13 protein-coding genes are annotated in these 15,541 nt (G+C 54.4%); 11 read left to right on the top strand and 2 right to left on the bottom strand.

Annotated features, from left to right (window positions below; all coding sequences use genetic code 11):
- Positions 1-103 precede the first annotated feature (103 nt).
- From M6D81_RS06520 to M6D81_RS06510, 3 genes are all read left to right on the top strand, one after another.
- Positions 104-2,254: an SGNH/GDSL hydrolase family protein gene (locus M6D81_RS06520; protein WP_262676032.1), complete on the top strand. Its 2,151-nt coding sequence runs from the start codon at positions 104-106 to the stop codon at positions 2,252-2,254.
- A gap of 77 nt (positions 2,255-2,331) precedes the next feature.
- Positions 2,332-3,042, top strand: a complete 711-nt coding sequence (gene pcrB, locus M6D81_RS06515; protein WP_262676031.1) for a heptaprenylglyceryl phosphate synthase — start codon at positions 2,332-2,334, stop codon at positions 3,040-3,042.
- A gap of 89 nt (positions 3,043-3,131) precedes the next feature.
- Positions 3,132-3,485, top strand: a complete 354-nt coding sequence (locus M6D81_RS06510; RefSeq protein WP_262676030.1) for a DUF4183 domain-containing protein — start codon at positions 3,132-3,134, stop codon at positions 3,483-3,485.
- Positions 3,486-3,536: 51 nt separating this feature from the next.
- Here M6D81_RS06510 and M6D81_RS06505 read toward each other — a convergent pair whose 3' ends face one another.
- On the bottom strand, positions 3,537-3,914 hold the full coding sequence (locus tag M6D81_RS06505) for a hypothetical protein (protein ID WP_262676029.1): 378 nt from the start codon (positions 3,912-3,914) through the stop codon (positions 3,537-3,539).
- Between the two features lie 196 nt (positions 3,915-4,110).
- Between M6D81_RS06505 and pcrA the strand changes: the two genes are divergently transcribed.
- Both pcrA and ligA read left to right on the top strand, forming a co-directional pair.
- Positions 4,111-6,429, top strand: a complete 2,319-nt coding sequence (pcrA, locus tag M6D81_RS06500) for a DNA helicase PcrA (protein ID WP_262676028.1) — start codon at positions 4,111-4,113, stop codon at positions 6,427-6,429.
- 65 nt (positions 6,430-6,494) lie between these two features.
- Complete coding sequence (ligA, locus tag M6D81_RS06495; protein WP_262676212.1) at positions 6,495-8,486, top strand: NAD-dependent DNA ligase LigA; 1,992 nt, start codon at positions 6,495-6,497, stop codon at positions 8,484-8,486.
- 190 nt (positions 8,487-8,676) lie between these two features.
- Here ligA and M6D81_RS06490 read toward each other — a convergent pair whose 3' ends face one another.
- The gene (locus M6D81_RS06490; protein ID WP_262676027.1) at positions 8,677-9,162 is read right to left on the bottom strand and encodes a GyrI-like domain-containing protein; all 486 of its coding nucleotides are present in this window, start codon (positions 9,160-9,162) and stop codon (positions 8,677-8,679) included.
- Between the two features lie 105 nt (positions 9,163-9,267).
- Here M6D81_RS06490 and M6D81_RS06485 point away from each other — a divergent pair, with 105 nt between their 5' ends.
- The 6 genes from M6D81_RS06485 to M6D81_RS06460 all read left to right on the top strand — a co-directional run bounded on the left by M6D81_RS06485 (position 9,268) and on the right by M6D81_RS06460 (position 15,253).
- On the top strand, positions 9,268-9,936 hold the full coding sequence (locus M6D81_RS06485) for an HTH domain-containing protein (RefSeq protein WP_262676026.1): 669 nt from the start codon (positions 9,268-9,270) through the stop codon (positions 9,934-9,936).
- Between the two features lie 271 nt (positions 9,937-10,207).
- A complete protein-coding gene (locus tag M6D81_RS06480; RefSeq protein WP_262676025.1) occupies positions 10,208-11,533 on the top strand; it encodes an ABC transporter substrate-binding protein in 1,326 nt (441 codons plus the stop codon).
- Between the two features lie 22 nt (positions 11,534-11,555).
- Positions 11,556-12,479, top strand: coding sequence for a carbohydrate ABC transporter permease (locus M6D81_RS06475; RefSeq protein WP_262676024.1), 924 nt, complete (start codon positions 11,556-11,558; stop codon positions 12,477-12,479).
- 12 nt (positions 12,480-12,491) lie between these two features.
- On the top strand, positions 12,492-13,322 hold the full coding sequence (locus M6D81_RS06470) for a carbohydrate ABC transporter permease (protein ID WP_262676023.1): 831 nt from the start codon (positions 12,492-12,494) through the stop codon (positions 13,320-13,322).
- A gap of 33 nt (positions 13,323-13,355) precedes the next feature.
- Positions 13,356-14,096 carry a glycerophosphodiester phosphodiesterase gene (locus tag M6D81_RS06465; protein ID WP_262676022.1) on the top strand — a complete coding sequence of 247 codons (741 nt, stop codon included), beginning with the start codon at positions 13,356-13,358 and terminating at the stop codon, positions 14,094-14,096.
- Between the two features lie 14 nt (positions 14,097-14,110).
- Entirely contained in the window at positions 14,111-15,253 is a 1,143-nt protein-coding gene (locus tag M6D81_RS06460; RefSeq protein ID WP_262676021.1) for a hypothetical protein, read from the top strand.
- Positions 15,254-15,541: the final 288 nt, after the last annotated feature.

Genomic DNA, 15,541 nt, shown 5'->3' with positions numbered 1-15,541 from the left:
TTGCATCGGAAGCTGAAGGAATAGAAGGGTTTGATCTTTCACGAGCCGAATGATTAACGATGGAAATGATTGTACATGAATACGTTAAAGGCTGGTGGAGGAAATGACGTCATTATCTCAAGACGCAATAAAGCCGCCGCTGCGAATCGCCTTTGCAGGGGATAGCATTACATGGGGCGAGGGATTTCTCACCGACGGCTTTGTAGGAGAAGCCGACCGCTACGTGCGGGAACGAGCGGCACACACTTTATTTCATGATGAGCTTGTCTTCCAGGGCGACACGCGCGTCATACGCAATCGGAAATGCTATCGGGGGCAATGCCGTCTGTTGGCCGGGACCGGCGCGGAAGTAAGCTTTAAGTGGCCGCACAACCGTCTGGTGCTCATCTTGGCGAAGGAACGCCATAATGACAGGGCTGCAATGATCGACTTGTATGTGAATGGGGAGAAGATCGATACGTTCTCCACGTACAACGAATCGCCTGCCGGAAGCGGGAAGGTCGTCCATACAACAGACGGGGTGCAGGACAAGTACGATCTGGGCTGTGCATTCACTTATGAGCATCAAGTGCTGCTGGAAGGCGCTCCTCTGAAGGGAGAGCTGAATCTGGCGGGTTATGCGGGAGCTATACCGGAAGGACACGATTATAAAATCGTGCGGAAGTCGGTTATGGACGCGGACAGCGGGAAGTGGGAGGTGCGCCATTTCATCTGGATGCGGGAGGTGCCGGCCTCAGGGTTAAGGCTGGAGGCCAGCTTCCGGCACGGAGAGAGCGTCACGTATGCCCGCACGACGATCGGTGAGTTGAGCGCAGGGCTGGACAGCGCGCTGGAGAGCAGCTACGGCGAAGGGGATGTAGCGCATGATCCCGCCCATCCCGCTCCGATAAGCAGCGGGCTTGACTTCCGTCAATCGGATGAACGGGCGATGCTGGAATGGCAGTTGCCGGGAGAGGGCGACCGGGAGATCGCGTTCCGCATCAAGGGCTTCGATCCCCGCGGAGGCATGCAGGGAGAACCGGGCTTGTTCGTGAACGCCGTGACGAACAGCGCCCATCACATCATGAATGCCGGAATCGGGGGATGGACGGCCAAGCTGTTCAATGAGGACCGGGGCTTGCGTCATGTGAAGCAGGTGGCAGCATGGCGTCCGGATATCGTATTTGTCGGTCTCGGGACGAATGACGATTGGGGAGAGGGCAATGGGTTCGTTGCTTCGAGAACGTTGAGCGGCTTAACGGAGGAGCGGGTGCGGGCCATGCCGACGCTGCTTATGAGAAGCTGCAAGCGGCAGCCGGACGGGAGCTACCGTCTGGAGACGGCCGATCTTCTTGTCGAACAAACAACGGACCGAAGCGTGACGATCGACGGGCAGGACGCCGACCTCTCCGACGTTCGGCCCGGAGATACGCTTGTCATAGGCGATTATTACGGCGACAACCGCAACGTGCTGTTCCGGCTGGTAGAGCGCTGGGATTCCGCTTCGCGCACGGCCTGGTTCGACAAGCCGCTTGCGGCCACGCCGATAACGGCTGAACGATCCGCATTCGCCGGACAGGCGATCCGGGTGAAGCGAATGGACGGCTTCCTGAGCCAATTGCGCAAGATGGTCAAGACGCTTCGGAGCGAACTGCCGGATGTTGAAATTGCCTTGACGGAGACCGGCCTTAGCAACTTCCATACACGGCTGCTTACCGGCTATCCGGATGCGATCGGGCGATTGGCGAAGCATGAAGGCTTGTGCCACGTCTCAGTCTATGAGGAACTGATGCATTGGCAATACGGCAACCCATGCGATCTTCCGGTGCAGCTATGCTCCGACGGCGGACAGGCAACCTCCGGAGAAGCGGTCTACCGGCTGCTTGGCGAGGATGGCGGAGATATTCAGGAAAGCGTCGGCTATCAGCTGCGGAACTGGTCGGTGAAGGTAGATGGTAAGGAACGGTATGGCCGGGGGTGCCGAATAGAGGGCGGCTATGGGCTTGCCTTCCGTCCCGAAGCTTCTGCGGACGAGCTGCTCATCGACAACTGGAACGGACGTCCCCGACCGCGGCATCCCGCTGTCTGGTACCGCTTCCTTCCGACCCGACTGGTATTCACGCAGGAGGCTCCTTCGCCAGGCTCGCGGATCGAGGTGAGCGTCTCCTCGGCGAAGTGGAGCTACGATGATGCCCATCTGCAGCTGGAGGGTGGTCAAGCAGTGTACAATGCAGCCATCATCGCAGAGCTGCAAGCGTGGCTGGAGAAAAGCTGACCCCCATTTGACAGTCCCTCTGCCCTGGCTTAGCATAGAGAAAGCAAATCTATCTATGAAGAAGCGAGGAGCAGCACATGAACGGGACTTGGCATTCGCATTGGCGGCACGCATTCAAGCTGGACCCGGACAAAACGATTGGCGACGAGGCGCTCGAAGCGATCTGCATGTCCGGTACGGACGCCATAATCGTAGGGGGCTCCAGCGGCGTCACTTATGAGAATACGATCGACTTGATGGCGCGGATACGGCGGTATGAAGTGGACTGTGCACTGGAAGTGTCCACATTGGAAGGAGCGGTACCGGGCTTTGACGGCTACTTCGTGCCACTCGTACTGAATACGGATCGTTCGGAATGGATAGTGGGCAGACAGCTGCAAGGGCTGATGGAATACGGCGCATTCGTCCCGTGGGAGGAGACGGCTGCGCAAGGGTATGTCATACTGAACGGCGAAGCGACGGCGGCTCGACTGACGGAAGCCCGGACAGCCTTGACAGAGCCCGAGCTTGTTGCCCATGTCCAGTTGGCAGACCGCTTGCTTCGTCTTCCTATTGTCTACATCGAATATAGCGGAGCGTTCGGCGATATGAATATGCTGTGGGCGGCGTCCCGCCATATACAAGACGCCCAGTTGTTCTACGGCGGAGGGATAGACAGTGCGGAGAAAGCTGCACAGGCTGCCGAGCTCGCCCACACGATTGTGGTGGGCAATGTCGTCTATACGGATCTGAATGCGGCTTTATCGACGGTTCGAGCGGTGAAGCACGGCGAAAGTAATTTGCCGTAACGAGCGGTGAGCAAGGTTAAATGACCGGCGCCATTCTGCTACTTCGTGACTATATTGGAATATAAAGCTGCACGAGCGGGAGTGAGAGGATGGAGGCGGGGATTCGAGCCTGCAGGAGGGGCAAGCGGGGAAGAAAGGGCAAGGGGAGAAAGCAGCGGTATGGAGGCAGGCGATATGGAAGGCTGGTGCGGACGAAGACGTATTATTACTATGCGCTCGGCGATGGCTGCAAAAAGCGGTTCACGATGAGCGACGCTATACCAGGCTACAACAGCAAGCTTCCGAATCCGGCCAGACTGTCGCTTGCCAGCGTATTCGTTGACGGCTTGCTGCAATCGCCGGACACCTATGTTTTGGGAGCGGGATGCCTATCGTTCACGTCGGAGGATTCCCCTCCTGACGGTTCCAGAATTATCGCACAGTTCGTGACCATATATGTATGAGACAACACCCTGCAGAGGCTGCAAGGGTGTTGTCTCGTCTTAGAGGAGGAATTAGGAGTAGCTGGTGGTAGTGTCTACTTGGTAGATGGTTAATACGACACGCGCCAGACTCGGAATTGTGCCCGCCGAAGCAGAGGTAAGCTCCAGTACGGTGTTGGTGACGTCCGTCATTAATCCTTCTTCTTGCACCTGCCCTTCGATGATGAGCTGATAAGCGTAAGTGGTGCCGGCAGGCGGATTGCTGACGTCTACAGCGAATTCGGTAATGGTTGTTCCCGTATCGTCTTCCCAAGTTTCCTGCGTGGGACCGATGTCGGTAGCGGTGGCGGACGGAAGAGCGATGCCCAGCAGCGGGGCGGTCATGAAATAGTTGTAAATCTGGTAGTCTACTGCGACGGACAAGGAACGGGGAAGTATTAAATCGGCCATATCCCTTCACCTCCTTTTCTAATGTTAGTTAATGTAAGATAAGGGGAGTAGGAAAGGGACAAACGATTGGGATATCGCGATTTGTGCGTTTAGCATAGCCGGTGCTGCCATACTCCGCCGTTTTCAATTGACACACAGGCATGCCGTTGTCTAAACTGGGAATAGGCGAACAAATGGCGAACAAAGGAGTTAGAGCATGTTCAATCAGATCAGTATAGATGACGCAGTGCAAAGGCTGAATCCGCCGCAGCGGGATGCGGTTGTAGCGACGGACGGGCCGCTGCTCATTATGGCGGGTGCAGGCAGCGGCAAGACGCGTGTCCTGACGCACCGCATCGCATATTTAATCGAGAAGAAACGGGTCGCGCCATGGAGTATTCTGGCGATTACCTTTACGAATAAAGCGGCTAGAGAAATGCAGGAGCGGGTTGGCGCGCTGGTAGGCCCTTCGGGCAGGGACATCTGGGTATCCACGTTCCACTCCATGTGCGTGCGGATTCTGCGCAAGGATATAGACCGGATCGGTTATTCGTCGAACTTCTCTATTCTGGACTCCTCGGATACGCTGTCAGTCATTCGGAACTGCATGAAGGAGATCAATGTCGACACGAAGAAGGTGGAGCCGAAGGCGGTACAGGCTACGATCAGCGGAGCGAAGAACGAGCTCGTCACCCCGCAGCGCTACGAGGAGAAGGCAGGGGACTATTTCGAGAGCATTGTGGCAAAAGTGTATACCATGTACCAGAAGCGGCTGAAGAGCAACAATTCGCTCGACTTCGACGATCTGATCATGTTGACGATCCGGCTGTTCCAGGATGTGCCGGAGGTGCTGGAATTCTACCAGAACAAGTTCCGCTTCATCCACGTTGACGAGTATCAGGATACGAACCGGGCGCAGTACATGCTGACGCGGCTGCTCGCCGATAAGCATCACAATCTGTGCGTCGTCGGGGACAGCGACCAGTCGATCTACCGCTGGCGCGGGGCGGACATCACGAATATTCTCAACTTCGAGAAGGATTACCCCGAAGCGCGCACCATCATGCTGGAGCAGAATTATCGTTCCACGGCCAACATTCTGAATGCCGCGAACGCCGTTATCGACCAGAATACCGGACGCAAGCCGAAGAAGCTGTGGACGGAGCAGGGAGCGGGAGATCCCATCTCCCTCTATTACGCGGATTCCGAGCATGATGAAGGGTACTTCGTGACGGGCGAGATTCGCAAAAATGTACAGAGCGGGCGGCGATACACCGATCATGCGATTCTGTACCGGACGAATGCGCAGTCCCGCGTTATCGAGGAAATATTGATCAAGTCGGACATTCCGTATCAGATCGTGGGAGGAATCAAGTTCTACGATCGGAAGGAGATTAAGGATGTGCTGGCTTATCTGCGGCTTATCTCCAATCCCGACGACGATATCAGCTTGACGCGCATTATCAATGTGCCGAAGCGGGGGATCGGGGATACGACAGTGGGCAAGCTGGAGGAGGAGGCAGCGCGCCGCGGCACCTCCATCTATCGTGTGCTGAACGATCTGGATATGGTCGATGTCAACAGCCGCGCTCGGGGACAGCTGAAGCAATTCCATACGATGATTGCGACGCTGGCCGCCATGGTAGACTATCTGACCGTGACGGAGCTGACGGAGAAGGTGCTGGAGATGTCGGAATACCGGATGGAGCTGCAGCGGGAGAATACGCTGGAGTCCAAGGCGCGCATCGAGAATATCGACGAGTTCCTGTCCGTGACGATGGACTTCGAAGCGCGTAATGAGGACCGCTCCCTCGTCTCGTTCCTGACGGATCTGGCGCTTATCGCCGATATCGACTCCATGGACAAGGACGAGGAGGATGCGTCGGCGTCGGACGATGCCGTCGTACTGATGACGATGCACAGCGCGAAGGGGCTGGAGTTCCCCGTCGTGTTCATTATCGGCATGGAGGAGACGGTGTTCCCGCATATGCGCGCCATGAACGACAACGAGGAGCTGGAGGAGGAGCGCCGCCTCGCTTATGTCGGTATCACCCGCGCAGAGAAGCGGCTGTACTTGACCTGCGCCCGGATGCGGACTTTGTTCGGACGCACCGGGATGAACATGCCTTCACGCTTCCTGGAGGAGATCCCGGAGAGCGTGAAGAGCGCGGTGTCGCCCGGCGGCGGGATGCCGCGGGCGGCAGGGCGCTTCGGCGCCGGCAGCGCTCCGGCGCCGCGCCAGAGCTTCCGCTCCCCCGGTACGGCGGGGAGCGGCAGACCCGCAGCGGGCGGCGGGAGTGGCGTGCGCGTCAGCACGCCGATGGATGCCGCCCGGGCGGCAGGCGCGGGAGCGTCTTCGTCCTCCGCTCCCGGGGGCTTCGCTTCCGGCGACCGCGTGGCGCACGCGAAGTGGGGCGAGGGCGTCGTCGTCGCCGTGAAGGGGACGGGCAACGACACGGAGCTTCAGATCGCTTTCCCCGCACCGACGGGCATCAAGCGGCTGCTTGCAGGCTTTGCACCGATCACCAAGCTGTAGGCGTTTGGGATCGGTATTGAGGATAGATAAAGGAGGCTCCGCACGTGGACAATCAGTTGGACCGGATGAAGGAGTTAATTACGCTCATTAACGAGCACAATTATTATTATTACACGCTGGATCAGCCGCGCATCAGCGATGCCGATTACGACAAGCTATACGATGAGCTGACAGCGCTGGAAGCGTCAACCGGCGTGACTCAGCCGGATTCGCCAACGCTGCGGGTCGGGGGCGAGCTGCTCAAGGGCTTCGAGCAGCATCGCCATCGGGCCCGGCTGTGGAGTCTCGACAAAGCGCAGGACAATGAAGACCTGCTTGCTTGGCACGCCCGCGTTCAGAGGACGATAGCGGACTATAATGCGAAGCATCCCGATGAAGCGCCGCTGCCCGAGCCGAGCTATGTTATTGAGCTTAAGTTCGACGGCTTGACGCTGAATCTGACGTACGAGAACGGAGAGCTTGTTCAGGCGGCAACGCGGGGCAACGGCACGGTCGGCGAGGGCATATTGCCGCAGGTGCGGACGATTCGTTCTGTGCCGCTGTCGATTCCGTTCAAGGATGGCATCATCGAGGTGCAAGGCGAGGGTATTATGGGCTTGTCCGTACTGGCGAAGTACAACGAGACGGCTGCCGAGCCGCTCAAAAATGCGCGAAATGCCGCTGCGGGAGCGCTTCGCAATTTGAACCCGAAGACGACGGCGGAGCGCAAGCTGGATGCCTTCTTCTACAATGTGGGGTTCGCGGATGGCGTAGCATTCGACAATCACCGCGAGATTCAGCAGTTTCTGCGCGACAACAAGCTTAAGGTGAACCCGTATGTGAAATACGTGAACACGATCGAAGAGGTGCAGCAGGAGCTGGCGGACGTGGCAGCCAAGCGGGATACATTCGACTTCCTCATTGACGGTGCGGTCGTGAAGCTGACGGATATGCGGACCAGAGAAGCGCTTGGCTATACGGACAAGTTCCCCCGCTGGGCGGTGGCCTTCAAGTTCGAGGCGGAGGAAGCAACGACGGTACTGGAGTCCGTCTCATGGGAAGTAGGCCGTACGGGCAAGATTACGCCGGTCGCCCGCGTGGAGGCTGTCGAACTTGCCGGAGTGACGGTGCAGAACTGCACATTGAACAATATCGGCGACATCGAGCGGAAAAACCTGAAGCATGCGCTTGGCACACCTGTGTTCATCCGCCGTTCCAATGACGTCATACCGGAAATTCTGGGCAAAGCGGACGACACGCCGGGCCTGGAAATTGGATTCCCTGAGGTGTGTCCTTCATGCGGCATGGAGCTGGAGCAGCGCGGAGCTCATCTATTCTGCAACAACAAGCTGGGCTGCCGGCCGCAAATGATCGGACGCATTACGCACTTCGCCTCCAGAGATGCGATGGACATTGAATCGTTCAGCATTATGACTGCGGAACAACTGTATGAAGACTGCGAAGTGAGGGACCCTGCGGATCTGTATGCGCTGACGTTCGACAACCTGATCGGGCTGGAGCGCTTCGGGGAGAAGAAGGCGCAGAAGCTGCTGGATGCGATCGAACAATCAAAGGACCGCGAGCTGGCGGCATTCCTGTTCGCGCTTGGCATTCCCAATACAGGCAAGGCGACGACGCGAATGCTGGCGGATCATTACCGCGACCTGGATGCGGTGATGAAGGCAACGCCGGAGGAACTGGTCGAGCTGCCGGACATCGGCGGCATTGTAGCGGAGAGCATCGCAGGCTTCTTCGCTGACCCTGTCATCGCGGACAGCATCGCCCGGATGAGAGCGGCCGGCGTGAAGGCGGAGGCGGAGCAGCAGCCGGAGGTTCAGCGGGACAGTGTATTCACGGGCAAGACGGTCGTCTTGACGGGTACGCTGCCGACGCTGACCCGCGATGAAGCGGCCCGAAGGCTGGAAGCGTGCGGGGCGAAGATTACGGGAAGCGTCTCGAAGAAGACCGACTTCGTCATTGCGGGCGAGAAGGCCGGCAGCAAGCTGACCAAGGCCCAGTCTCTCGGCATTGCCATCATTGAGGACGAAGCGGAGCTGTTGAAGCTGCTGGGCGAATAGGAGGGACGGTTCGTGCAAGATATCTTTGCCCCATCCGGCGTGGCGCGGGATAATGAGCAAAGAAGAGAAGTATCTCCTGGATAGGGGACGCTTCTCTTTCCTCATGCCATGCAGTCTGGTACCTGCATCCGATCAATAAATTGCAAATAGTCCTTTGCTCTTTGAGTTTCAGGACAACCGTAGCAAGCCGCTATACGCTCGGCGGTGTCTCTACGGGAATCATTATCATAAACTCCGGATCTGCATCGTAAGGGTCCTGCTGCATCGGATATTGTTCGAAATGGTCGACATCGCCTTTATGCAGTGTGTAGCCCTGCTCTTCGATCCAGGCAAATATATTGCTGTAAGAAGTATCAATGTGTTGTCCCTTCTTATGCTCGCACTTGGCATAAGTTAATGTTGGCAGCGTGACGATCGTCATTCCGGCGGGAATACGCTCTACTTGCTCGACTTCGACGACGGCATAATGGGTAAACCCGCCTTCGACGTTCATATAAGACAGTCCGAGCAGTATATCCGGATGCAAGACGTGAGCAATTTCCGGTAATCGCTTCTGCATGATGGCAATGACCGCCCTTATCCCGCCTGCTTCAGCCTCGGCGAAGGTTCCCGACCATACTAGCCCGACAGCCTGAAAACCCTGTTTCGTGACAAGCATAGCTTCATTTTTTTGCATCAGTTCATTTCCTCCCGACAGATGGTTTTTGTATACATGCTCCTTTTATTTTACAATGATAATGTGACAGTTACTGTCAGAATAATCGGCGGCAGGTGAAAAAAGTTGACTAAAACATCCCGTATGCATGAAGTCATGCAGCGAGTATATGAAAAAAAGAACTTCACAGTAGCTGAGCTGGCCGAAGAATTTCAAGTATCCTATCGCACGATGCTTCGCTACTTGCAGGAACTGAGCGGTATGGGAGTGCCCCTGTACTCGGTGACGGGCAAGCGAGGCGGATACAATCTACTAACGAAAATCGCGGCGAAGCAAGTGACAAAAGTGATTAAACCTTCTACATATGTCATTGGGATGGAATTCAAAGCGCCGTTCACAGCGCTCTACATGGCTCAGGTCCATATTCCGAGTATATGGCGGACATTCAACGAACGAATAGACGAGGTGCTGAACGTTGCAAATAGAACAAACAGGATTGGCGTTGCGTTCGGCAGAAGCAGCATTTACCACTATGTGGCCGGAGTGGAAGTGACCAGTCGTTCCAGGAGGATTCCTCATGGCATGGTGGAAATTGCTTTGCCCCCGCGCGAATACGCTGTGTACAATCATGCCGGTGAAGCTGGTCGGGCCGAGATGGACGAGACTTATTTTCTCGTTCTTCAAAAATTGCGAAGACAAGGATTGAATCACGACCCTGATGCGTGCACATTGGAAGTGTTCCGAAGCGGTAATGGTCGTGAACGCGCCGTTCATCTGCCATTGAAACAAACTTGAGCGAGTGCTTGCCGGAACTATAGCTGAAAAAAATAATGTTGCCACCATTGGAGAATTATAGTAGAATACAAACGTGAAAACGCTTAACATGTCGTAATAAGCGCAAATAACCGATTGGGTTCGGAGATTATGAGAAGGCCCAAGAGATTGAAGGGTCAATTGGCAATCGCCAGTTGATCATCAACTCTTGTTGCATTCTTGTAATCTCCTTTTTTGCGTTCTGCGGCTGGCGGCGTTAAGTCCACTAATCGAAGAGAGGGGTTATACGCATATGAAGCATATGCTGAAAGCGTTATCTTGTATGGTCATTATGGGCATGGTCGTCGGCTGTTCCGGCTCCAATTCCGGGGAAGGCTCCGGCACCGGGAATGAAGGCGTCCAGATTCCATCCGAGCCGCCTAAGGAGGATACGACGCCGATTACGATCCAGTACTGGCATTCCCATGCGGAGCCGCAGCTGCCCGGCTTGGATTACATGATCGCCGAATTCAACAAGCAATATCCGCATATTACGGTGGAGCCGGTGTATCAAGGCGGATATCCCGACTTGCACAAGAAGCTTCAAGCTGCGGTGGCGGCCAAGGATGTGCCCGCCGTTACGAACGTTGAAGTGTCCGCCCTGCCCAACTTTGCCGACGGAGGCGTGTTCACTGATCTGACGCCGTATATCAAGCGGGACGGCGTCGATACGAACGATTTCTCCCAAGGCATGCTGGGAGCCTACTCGTACAATGGCAAGCAATACGGTCTTCCATTAATCGTCAGCACAAGCGTATTCGTCTATAACAAGACGCTGTTCGACGAACTGGGCGTTCAGCCGCCGGCCAAGTGGGATGAGATCGAGGCATTCAATGAGAAGGTGACGGTGAGAGAAGGAGGCGCAACGACGAGATATGCCTTCTCCGTACCGGGCTGGGATACCTGGTATTACGATCCTTGGATTTCCAACGGCGGAGGCTCCATTCTGAATGAGGATATGTCGGCGACTACGCTGGATCAGCCGGAGAGTCTTCGCTGGATCGAGAATTTCAACAAGTGGCTGAAGGACGGCTCCTTGCATATGGGGTATGGCAAAGGCGCTTCCAGCAATATGAGAACGATGTTCCTGGAAGGTAAGATCGGCATGGTTCAGCATTCCTCCGCTATCATTAAGACCTACATCGAAAATGCCGACTTCGAAGTAGGCGTGTCGTTCATTCCGGGAGATGTGGAGCGCAAGTCCCATATCGGAGGAGCGGGCATTGTGATGATGGATGGCGCTTCCCAGGAGCAGAAGGAGGCCGGCTGGAAATTCATTCGATTCATGACTTCCGCGGAGCACAACATCAAATGGGCGGAATCCGTCGGGTACTTGCCGACGCGCAAGAGCGCCTTCCAATCGGAAGAAGGCGATCAATATTTCGAGAGATGGCCGCAATACAAGACGGTATTCGAGCACTTCGACGACGTTGCGCCGAGGCTTCAGCATCCCGCCTATCCGGAGTTCAGCGCGGAGTATAAGGAAGTGGTAGGCGAAATGATCTTGAACGGGGAAAATCCGGTTCCGCTCATGCAGGAAGCGGTGAAGACGATCAACGATATACTGACCGATTACTAGAAGGCAGGAAAGGAGTGGTACTATGACGGGAATCAGCGGCAAGACTGCCGCCCGGCCGGGCAAGCGCCGTTTCAAAGCGATTGAGGCGTTGAAGGATTTTTCCTTCTCGCTCCCTGCGCTTATCGTGCTGATAACGTTCATCTATTATCCGCTCGCGAACTCATTCTATTTGAGCTTTACGAACTGGAATATGACGAAGCCGGTCAAGAAGATGGTAGGCTTCAAAAATTACGACTGGCTTCTCTCCAATGAAATGTTCTATAAAGTGCTCGGCATCACATTCACCTATACGATATTGGATGTTATCCTGACGCTGGGCATCGGCTTGCTGCTTGCCCTTCTGTTTAATTCGCTTTCCAGGCTATTCAACTTTATGAGGGCTATCATCTTTATGCCGCATTACATCTCCATGGTTATCGTGTCCATGGTGTTTCTATGGATCTTCAATGGGCAATACGGCTTTGCCAATGAAGTGTTGAAGGTGCTGGGCATGGAACCGGTCATGTGGCTGCAAAATCCGAAGACGGCACTTGGCGTTCTGCTTGCGGTATCGGTGTGGAAGGGGGTAGGCTTCGCTATGATTATTTTCATCGCGGGGCTGCGCGGCATTCCGCTTGAATACTATGAGGCCTCCAGTATAGACGGGGCTACAAAGTGGACGCAATTCTGGAGAATAACGCTGCCGCTCTTGTCGCCAATCACGCTATTCCTTGTCATTACGAACTTTATTTCTTCGATGCAGGTGTTCCAGTCCGTGGACGTCATGACGAACGGCGGTCCTCTGGAAGCGACGAAGGTGATGGTGTACTGGATTTATACGATGGCTTTCACGGAATTCAGAACCGGCCGAGCTTCGGCGCTGGTCATCATCTTCTTTATCATCATCATTGTGCTCACGACCGTCCAGCTGTACGTATCCAAGAAAAAAGTTCATTACGAAGGGTAGGTGTGATGTTCCATGTTCTTGCAAGTAAAACATACGACCCGCATCACGCTTGCCGTCTTCATCACGTTAGTCATGTTTTTTCCCGTCTATTGGATGCTGGTGACCGCATTCAAATCGCAACAGGAGCTGCAGCTAGCGATACCCACGTTCTGGCCGGAACGGCTAATGTGGGAGAATTTCTCGCATCTGTTCGACAAAATCCCATTCTGGCGCTACTTCATGAATACGGCCGTTCAAACGGCGGGTATAGTCTTGCTCCAAATCAATATCGGCCTGATGGCGGCCTATGCGTTCGCAAAGGGGAGCTTCCCGGGCAGAGAAGCGTTGTTCATGCTGGTGCTGGCCGCACTTATCGTGCCGGAACAGGTCACCTTCGTGCCGGTCTATGTCATGATGGCGGATCTGAAATGGCTGAATACGTTCTATGCGCTGATTATTCCCAATGCGGTATCCGCTTATGGCATTTTCCTGCTTAGACAGACGTTCAGATCCATTAATAATGATGTCATTGAAGCGGCCAAGGTGGATGGCGCGAACCGATTGCAGGTGTTATACAAGCTGCTGACGCCGATGGCGCTGCCGACAGTTGCCACCCTGGTCGTAATGAGCTTCATTGGCAGCTGGAATTCCTACTTCTGGCCGCTAATTATGACCAATACGAACGATATGCGCGTGCTGACAGTCGGCATAGCCATGATGCGTGACGCCATCGCCGGAGACGAGATGCTCAACTTTCATTATTTGATGGCGGCAAGCCTGATCGTCATTATTCCCATTGTAATCGTATTCGCGTTGGCTCAGAAGCATATTATTGCGGCTATGGCCAACTCCACTTTCAAATAGGGACGAAGCAGATACAGAAAGGACAGAAGCACTATGGTCAAAAAGAATATGCTTGTCATTGCGCATCGGGGAGCATCGGGAGAAGCTCCAGAAAATACGCTTGGCGCTTTCAAGCTGGGTCTGGAGCAAGGCTGTGACGCAATAGAGCTGGACGTTCATCTGTCGCGGGAAGGTGAAGTCGTCGTCTGCCATGACGCTACATTGAAGAGAACGACCGACCGGGAAGGGACGATTCGGGAGCTAACGGTAGACGAACTGAAGCGGGCGGACGCCGGCTTGTGGTTCCATGAATCATTCAAGGGGGAGCGTATCCCTCTAATGGAAGAAGTCTTCGATCTTGTACCTCCCGGCGTTATGATCAATATCGAAATGAAAGACTCGTATAGCGGCGCTATGGAGCCTGCATTACTGGCTTTAATGAAAAGGAAGAATCGACTTGACGATGTTGTTGTATCCTCCTTCGACCATAAGTGTCTATACAAGCTGAAGCAGCTTGAGCCGGATGTGAAGATAGGGCTGCTGTATACGATGAATCCGCGCACCCATGCCGGATTTGCTCAGACATTCGGTCTTCCTGTCTATTCTCTGCATCCTCATAAGGCCCATGTATCCGAAGCGGATGTGAGAGAAGCCGCCCGTTCAAATCTGCACGTTTATCCGTATACCATTAATGATGAGGCAACGATGAGACAGTATATGGATAATGGTGTGTCTGGCATTATTACCGACTTTCCGGGCAAGTTGAGAAAGCTGTTGGAGTCGGTGGAAGGATGAGGAGAGGCTTGGTCATGTTGGCATGGCTCTTCCTGTTGATGACCGCAGCCGGTTGTCAGAGCAGCAGCTCTCCTGCAGTTTCTTCAGAAGATCAATCGGACGCGTATTCAGGCGAAGGGGAAGTGGAACAGGCCGAATCGGCAGAGTTGACTGGAGAGAGCGAGTCCGATGTCATCACCCAAGAAGAGGCGGATATTAAGTTCCGGATCGATATGCCGGAGATTGAGCAATTCCTTGGCATAAGTGAAGAAGGGCCGGTCATTCCGGGGTTGAAGCAAGGGGCCATTCCGCAAGGACTGGCGTATATGCCGGAGAACGACTGGCTGCTTATCTCTTATTATCGGGAGGACGGAAAACCCAGCCTTCTGGCGGCAGTCGACAAGAAGTCGGGCGAATTCGTAAAAGCTGTAGAGCTGTTCGAAGAGAACGGAGCACCATATACCGGACATGCCGGGGGCGTGGCAGTCAGTCGCAGTCATATATGGATATCCTCCGGCGGCTCAGTCTACTGGATGAATTCCGAACGGCTAATTGAGGCGGAGAATGGCGGGCAGCTGACTTTTCAAGGGGCAGTCCTTACAGATACGCGCGCTTCTTTCGTCTCCTATGCCGACGGCATACTATGGGTGGGGGAATATGCACAAGGAGTCGATTATCCAACCGGAGAGCATCATTACAGGCTGAACCGAGAGGGTCAGGAGCATCGGGCATGGGCTGCCGGCTATAAGCTGGATATGGAGACGGATCATCTGCCGGTAAGGGAAGGAAATGACAGCTTACTGCCGGCAGTGCCGGACTATATTTTGTCCATTCCCGACAGGGTGCAAGGAGTAGCAATAGCGAATGGTGAAGCATGGCTTAGCCAATCCTACGGAAGAAACAACAGCAGCGAGCTGACAGGTTACAGTGTCGATATCCAGCAGGGTGAGCCGCATGAGATGGCGAGTATAGAAGGGAAAGATGTTCCGCTTTGGTTTTTAGACGGAATGAATCAACTGAAGCAGCACATTATCCCACCGATGTCCGAGGGAATTGTGAATGTGGAAGGAACGCTTTACATTCTTGTAGAGTCTGCCGCTCAGAAATTCGTAACCTCGTCCGCCTATCCGATTGACCGCTTGATTATCTGGAATAGTGAGAGAGACGTTGTGGAGTAGCGGAATGGCATGGTGAACAAACCCCTGTTTTTATCATAAGGAGCAGGGGTTTGTTGAATTCCAAATAATACAAGTTGTAAAGTGGTTTCAGATGTGGTACATTATTTCTTGTCGCTTCTGAGACATGGTGTTGAGCAAGAAGAAGCTTAATAATTAAGCGAAAATAACGCTTGACATGATGAGGACGACCTGATAATATGAATACTTGTCACGGCGAGAACGTGACAGTAAGTTCCTTGAAAACTGAACAAATGGATTACGTCAATTCTAGCAAGTTATTGCTAGCTT

It is taken from the genome of Paenibacillus sp. J5C2022 (genome assembly GCF_025567625.1).
Lineage (GTDB): Bacteria > Bacillota > Bacilli > Paenibacillales > Paenibacillaceae > Pristimantibacillus.
This window is presented reverse-complemented; position numbering and strand designations above follow the sequence as displayed.

Coding starts and splice junctions, on each gene's coding strand:
- M6D81_RS06470 (WP_262676023.1), top strand. CDS start 12,492: ATGTTCTTGCAAGTAAAACATACGACCCGCATCACGCTTGCCGTCTTC.
- M6D81_RS06490 (WP_262676027.1), bottom strand. CDS start 9,162: ATGCAAAAAAATGAAGCTATGCTTGTCACGAAACAGGGTTTTCAGGCT.
- ligA (WP_262676212.1), top strand. CDS start 6,495: ATGAAGGAGTTAATTACGCTCATTAACGAGCACAATTATTATTATTAC.
- M6D81_RS06520 (WP_262676032.1), top strand. CDS start 104: ATGACGTCATTATCTCAAGACGCAATAAAGCCGCCGCTGCGAATCGCC.
- M6D81_RS06480 (WP_262676025.1), top strand. CDS start 10,208: ATGAAGCATATGCTGAAAGCGTTATCTTGTATGGTCATTATGGGCATG.
- M6D81_RS06475 (WP_262676024.1), top strand. CDS start 11,556: ATGACGGGAATCAGCGGCAAGACTGCCGCCCGGCCGGGCAAGCGCCGT.
- pcrB (WP_262676031.1), top strand. CDS start 2,332: ATGAACGGGACTTGGCATTCGCATTGGCGGCACGCATTCAAGCTGGAC.
- M6D81_RS06510 (WP_262676030.1), top strand. CDS start 3,132: ATGGAGGCGGGGATTCGAGCCTGCAGGAGGGGCAAGCGGGGAAGAAAG.
- pcrA (WP_262676028.1), top strand. CDS start 4,111: ATGTTCAATCAGATCAGTATAGATGACGCAGTGCAAAGGCTGAATCCG.
- M6D81_RS06460 (WP_262676021.1), top strand. CDS start 14,111: ATGTTGGCATGGCTCTTCCTGTTGATGACCGCAGCCGGTTGTCAGAGC.
- M6D81_RS06465 (WP_262676022.1), top strand. CDS start 13,356: ATGGTCAAAAAGAATATGCTTGTCATTGCGCATCGGGGAGCATCGGGA.
- M6D81_RS06505 (WP_262676029.1), bottom strand. CDS start 3,914: ATGGCCGATTTAATACTTCCCCGTTCCTTGTCCGTCGCAGTAGACTAC.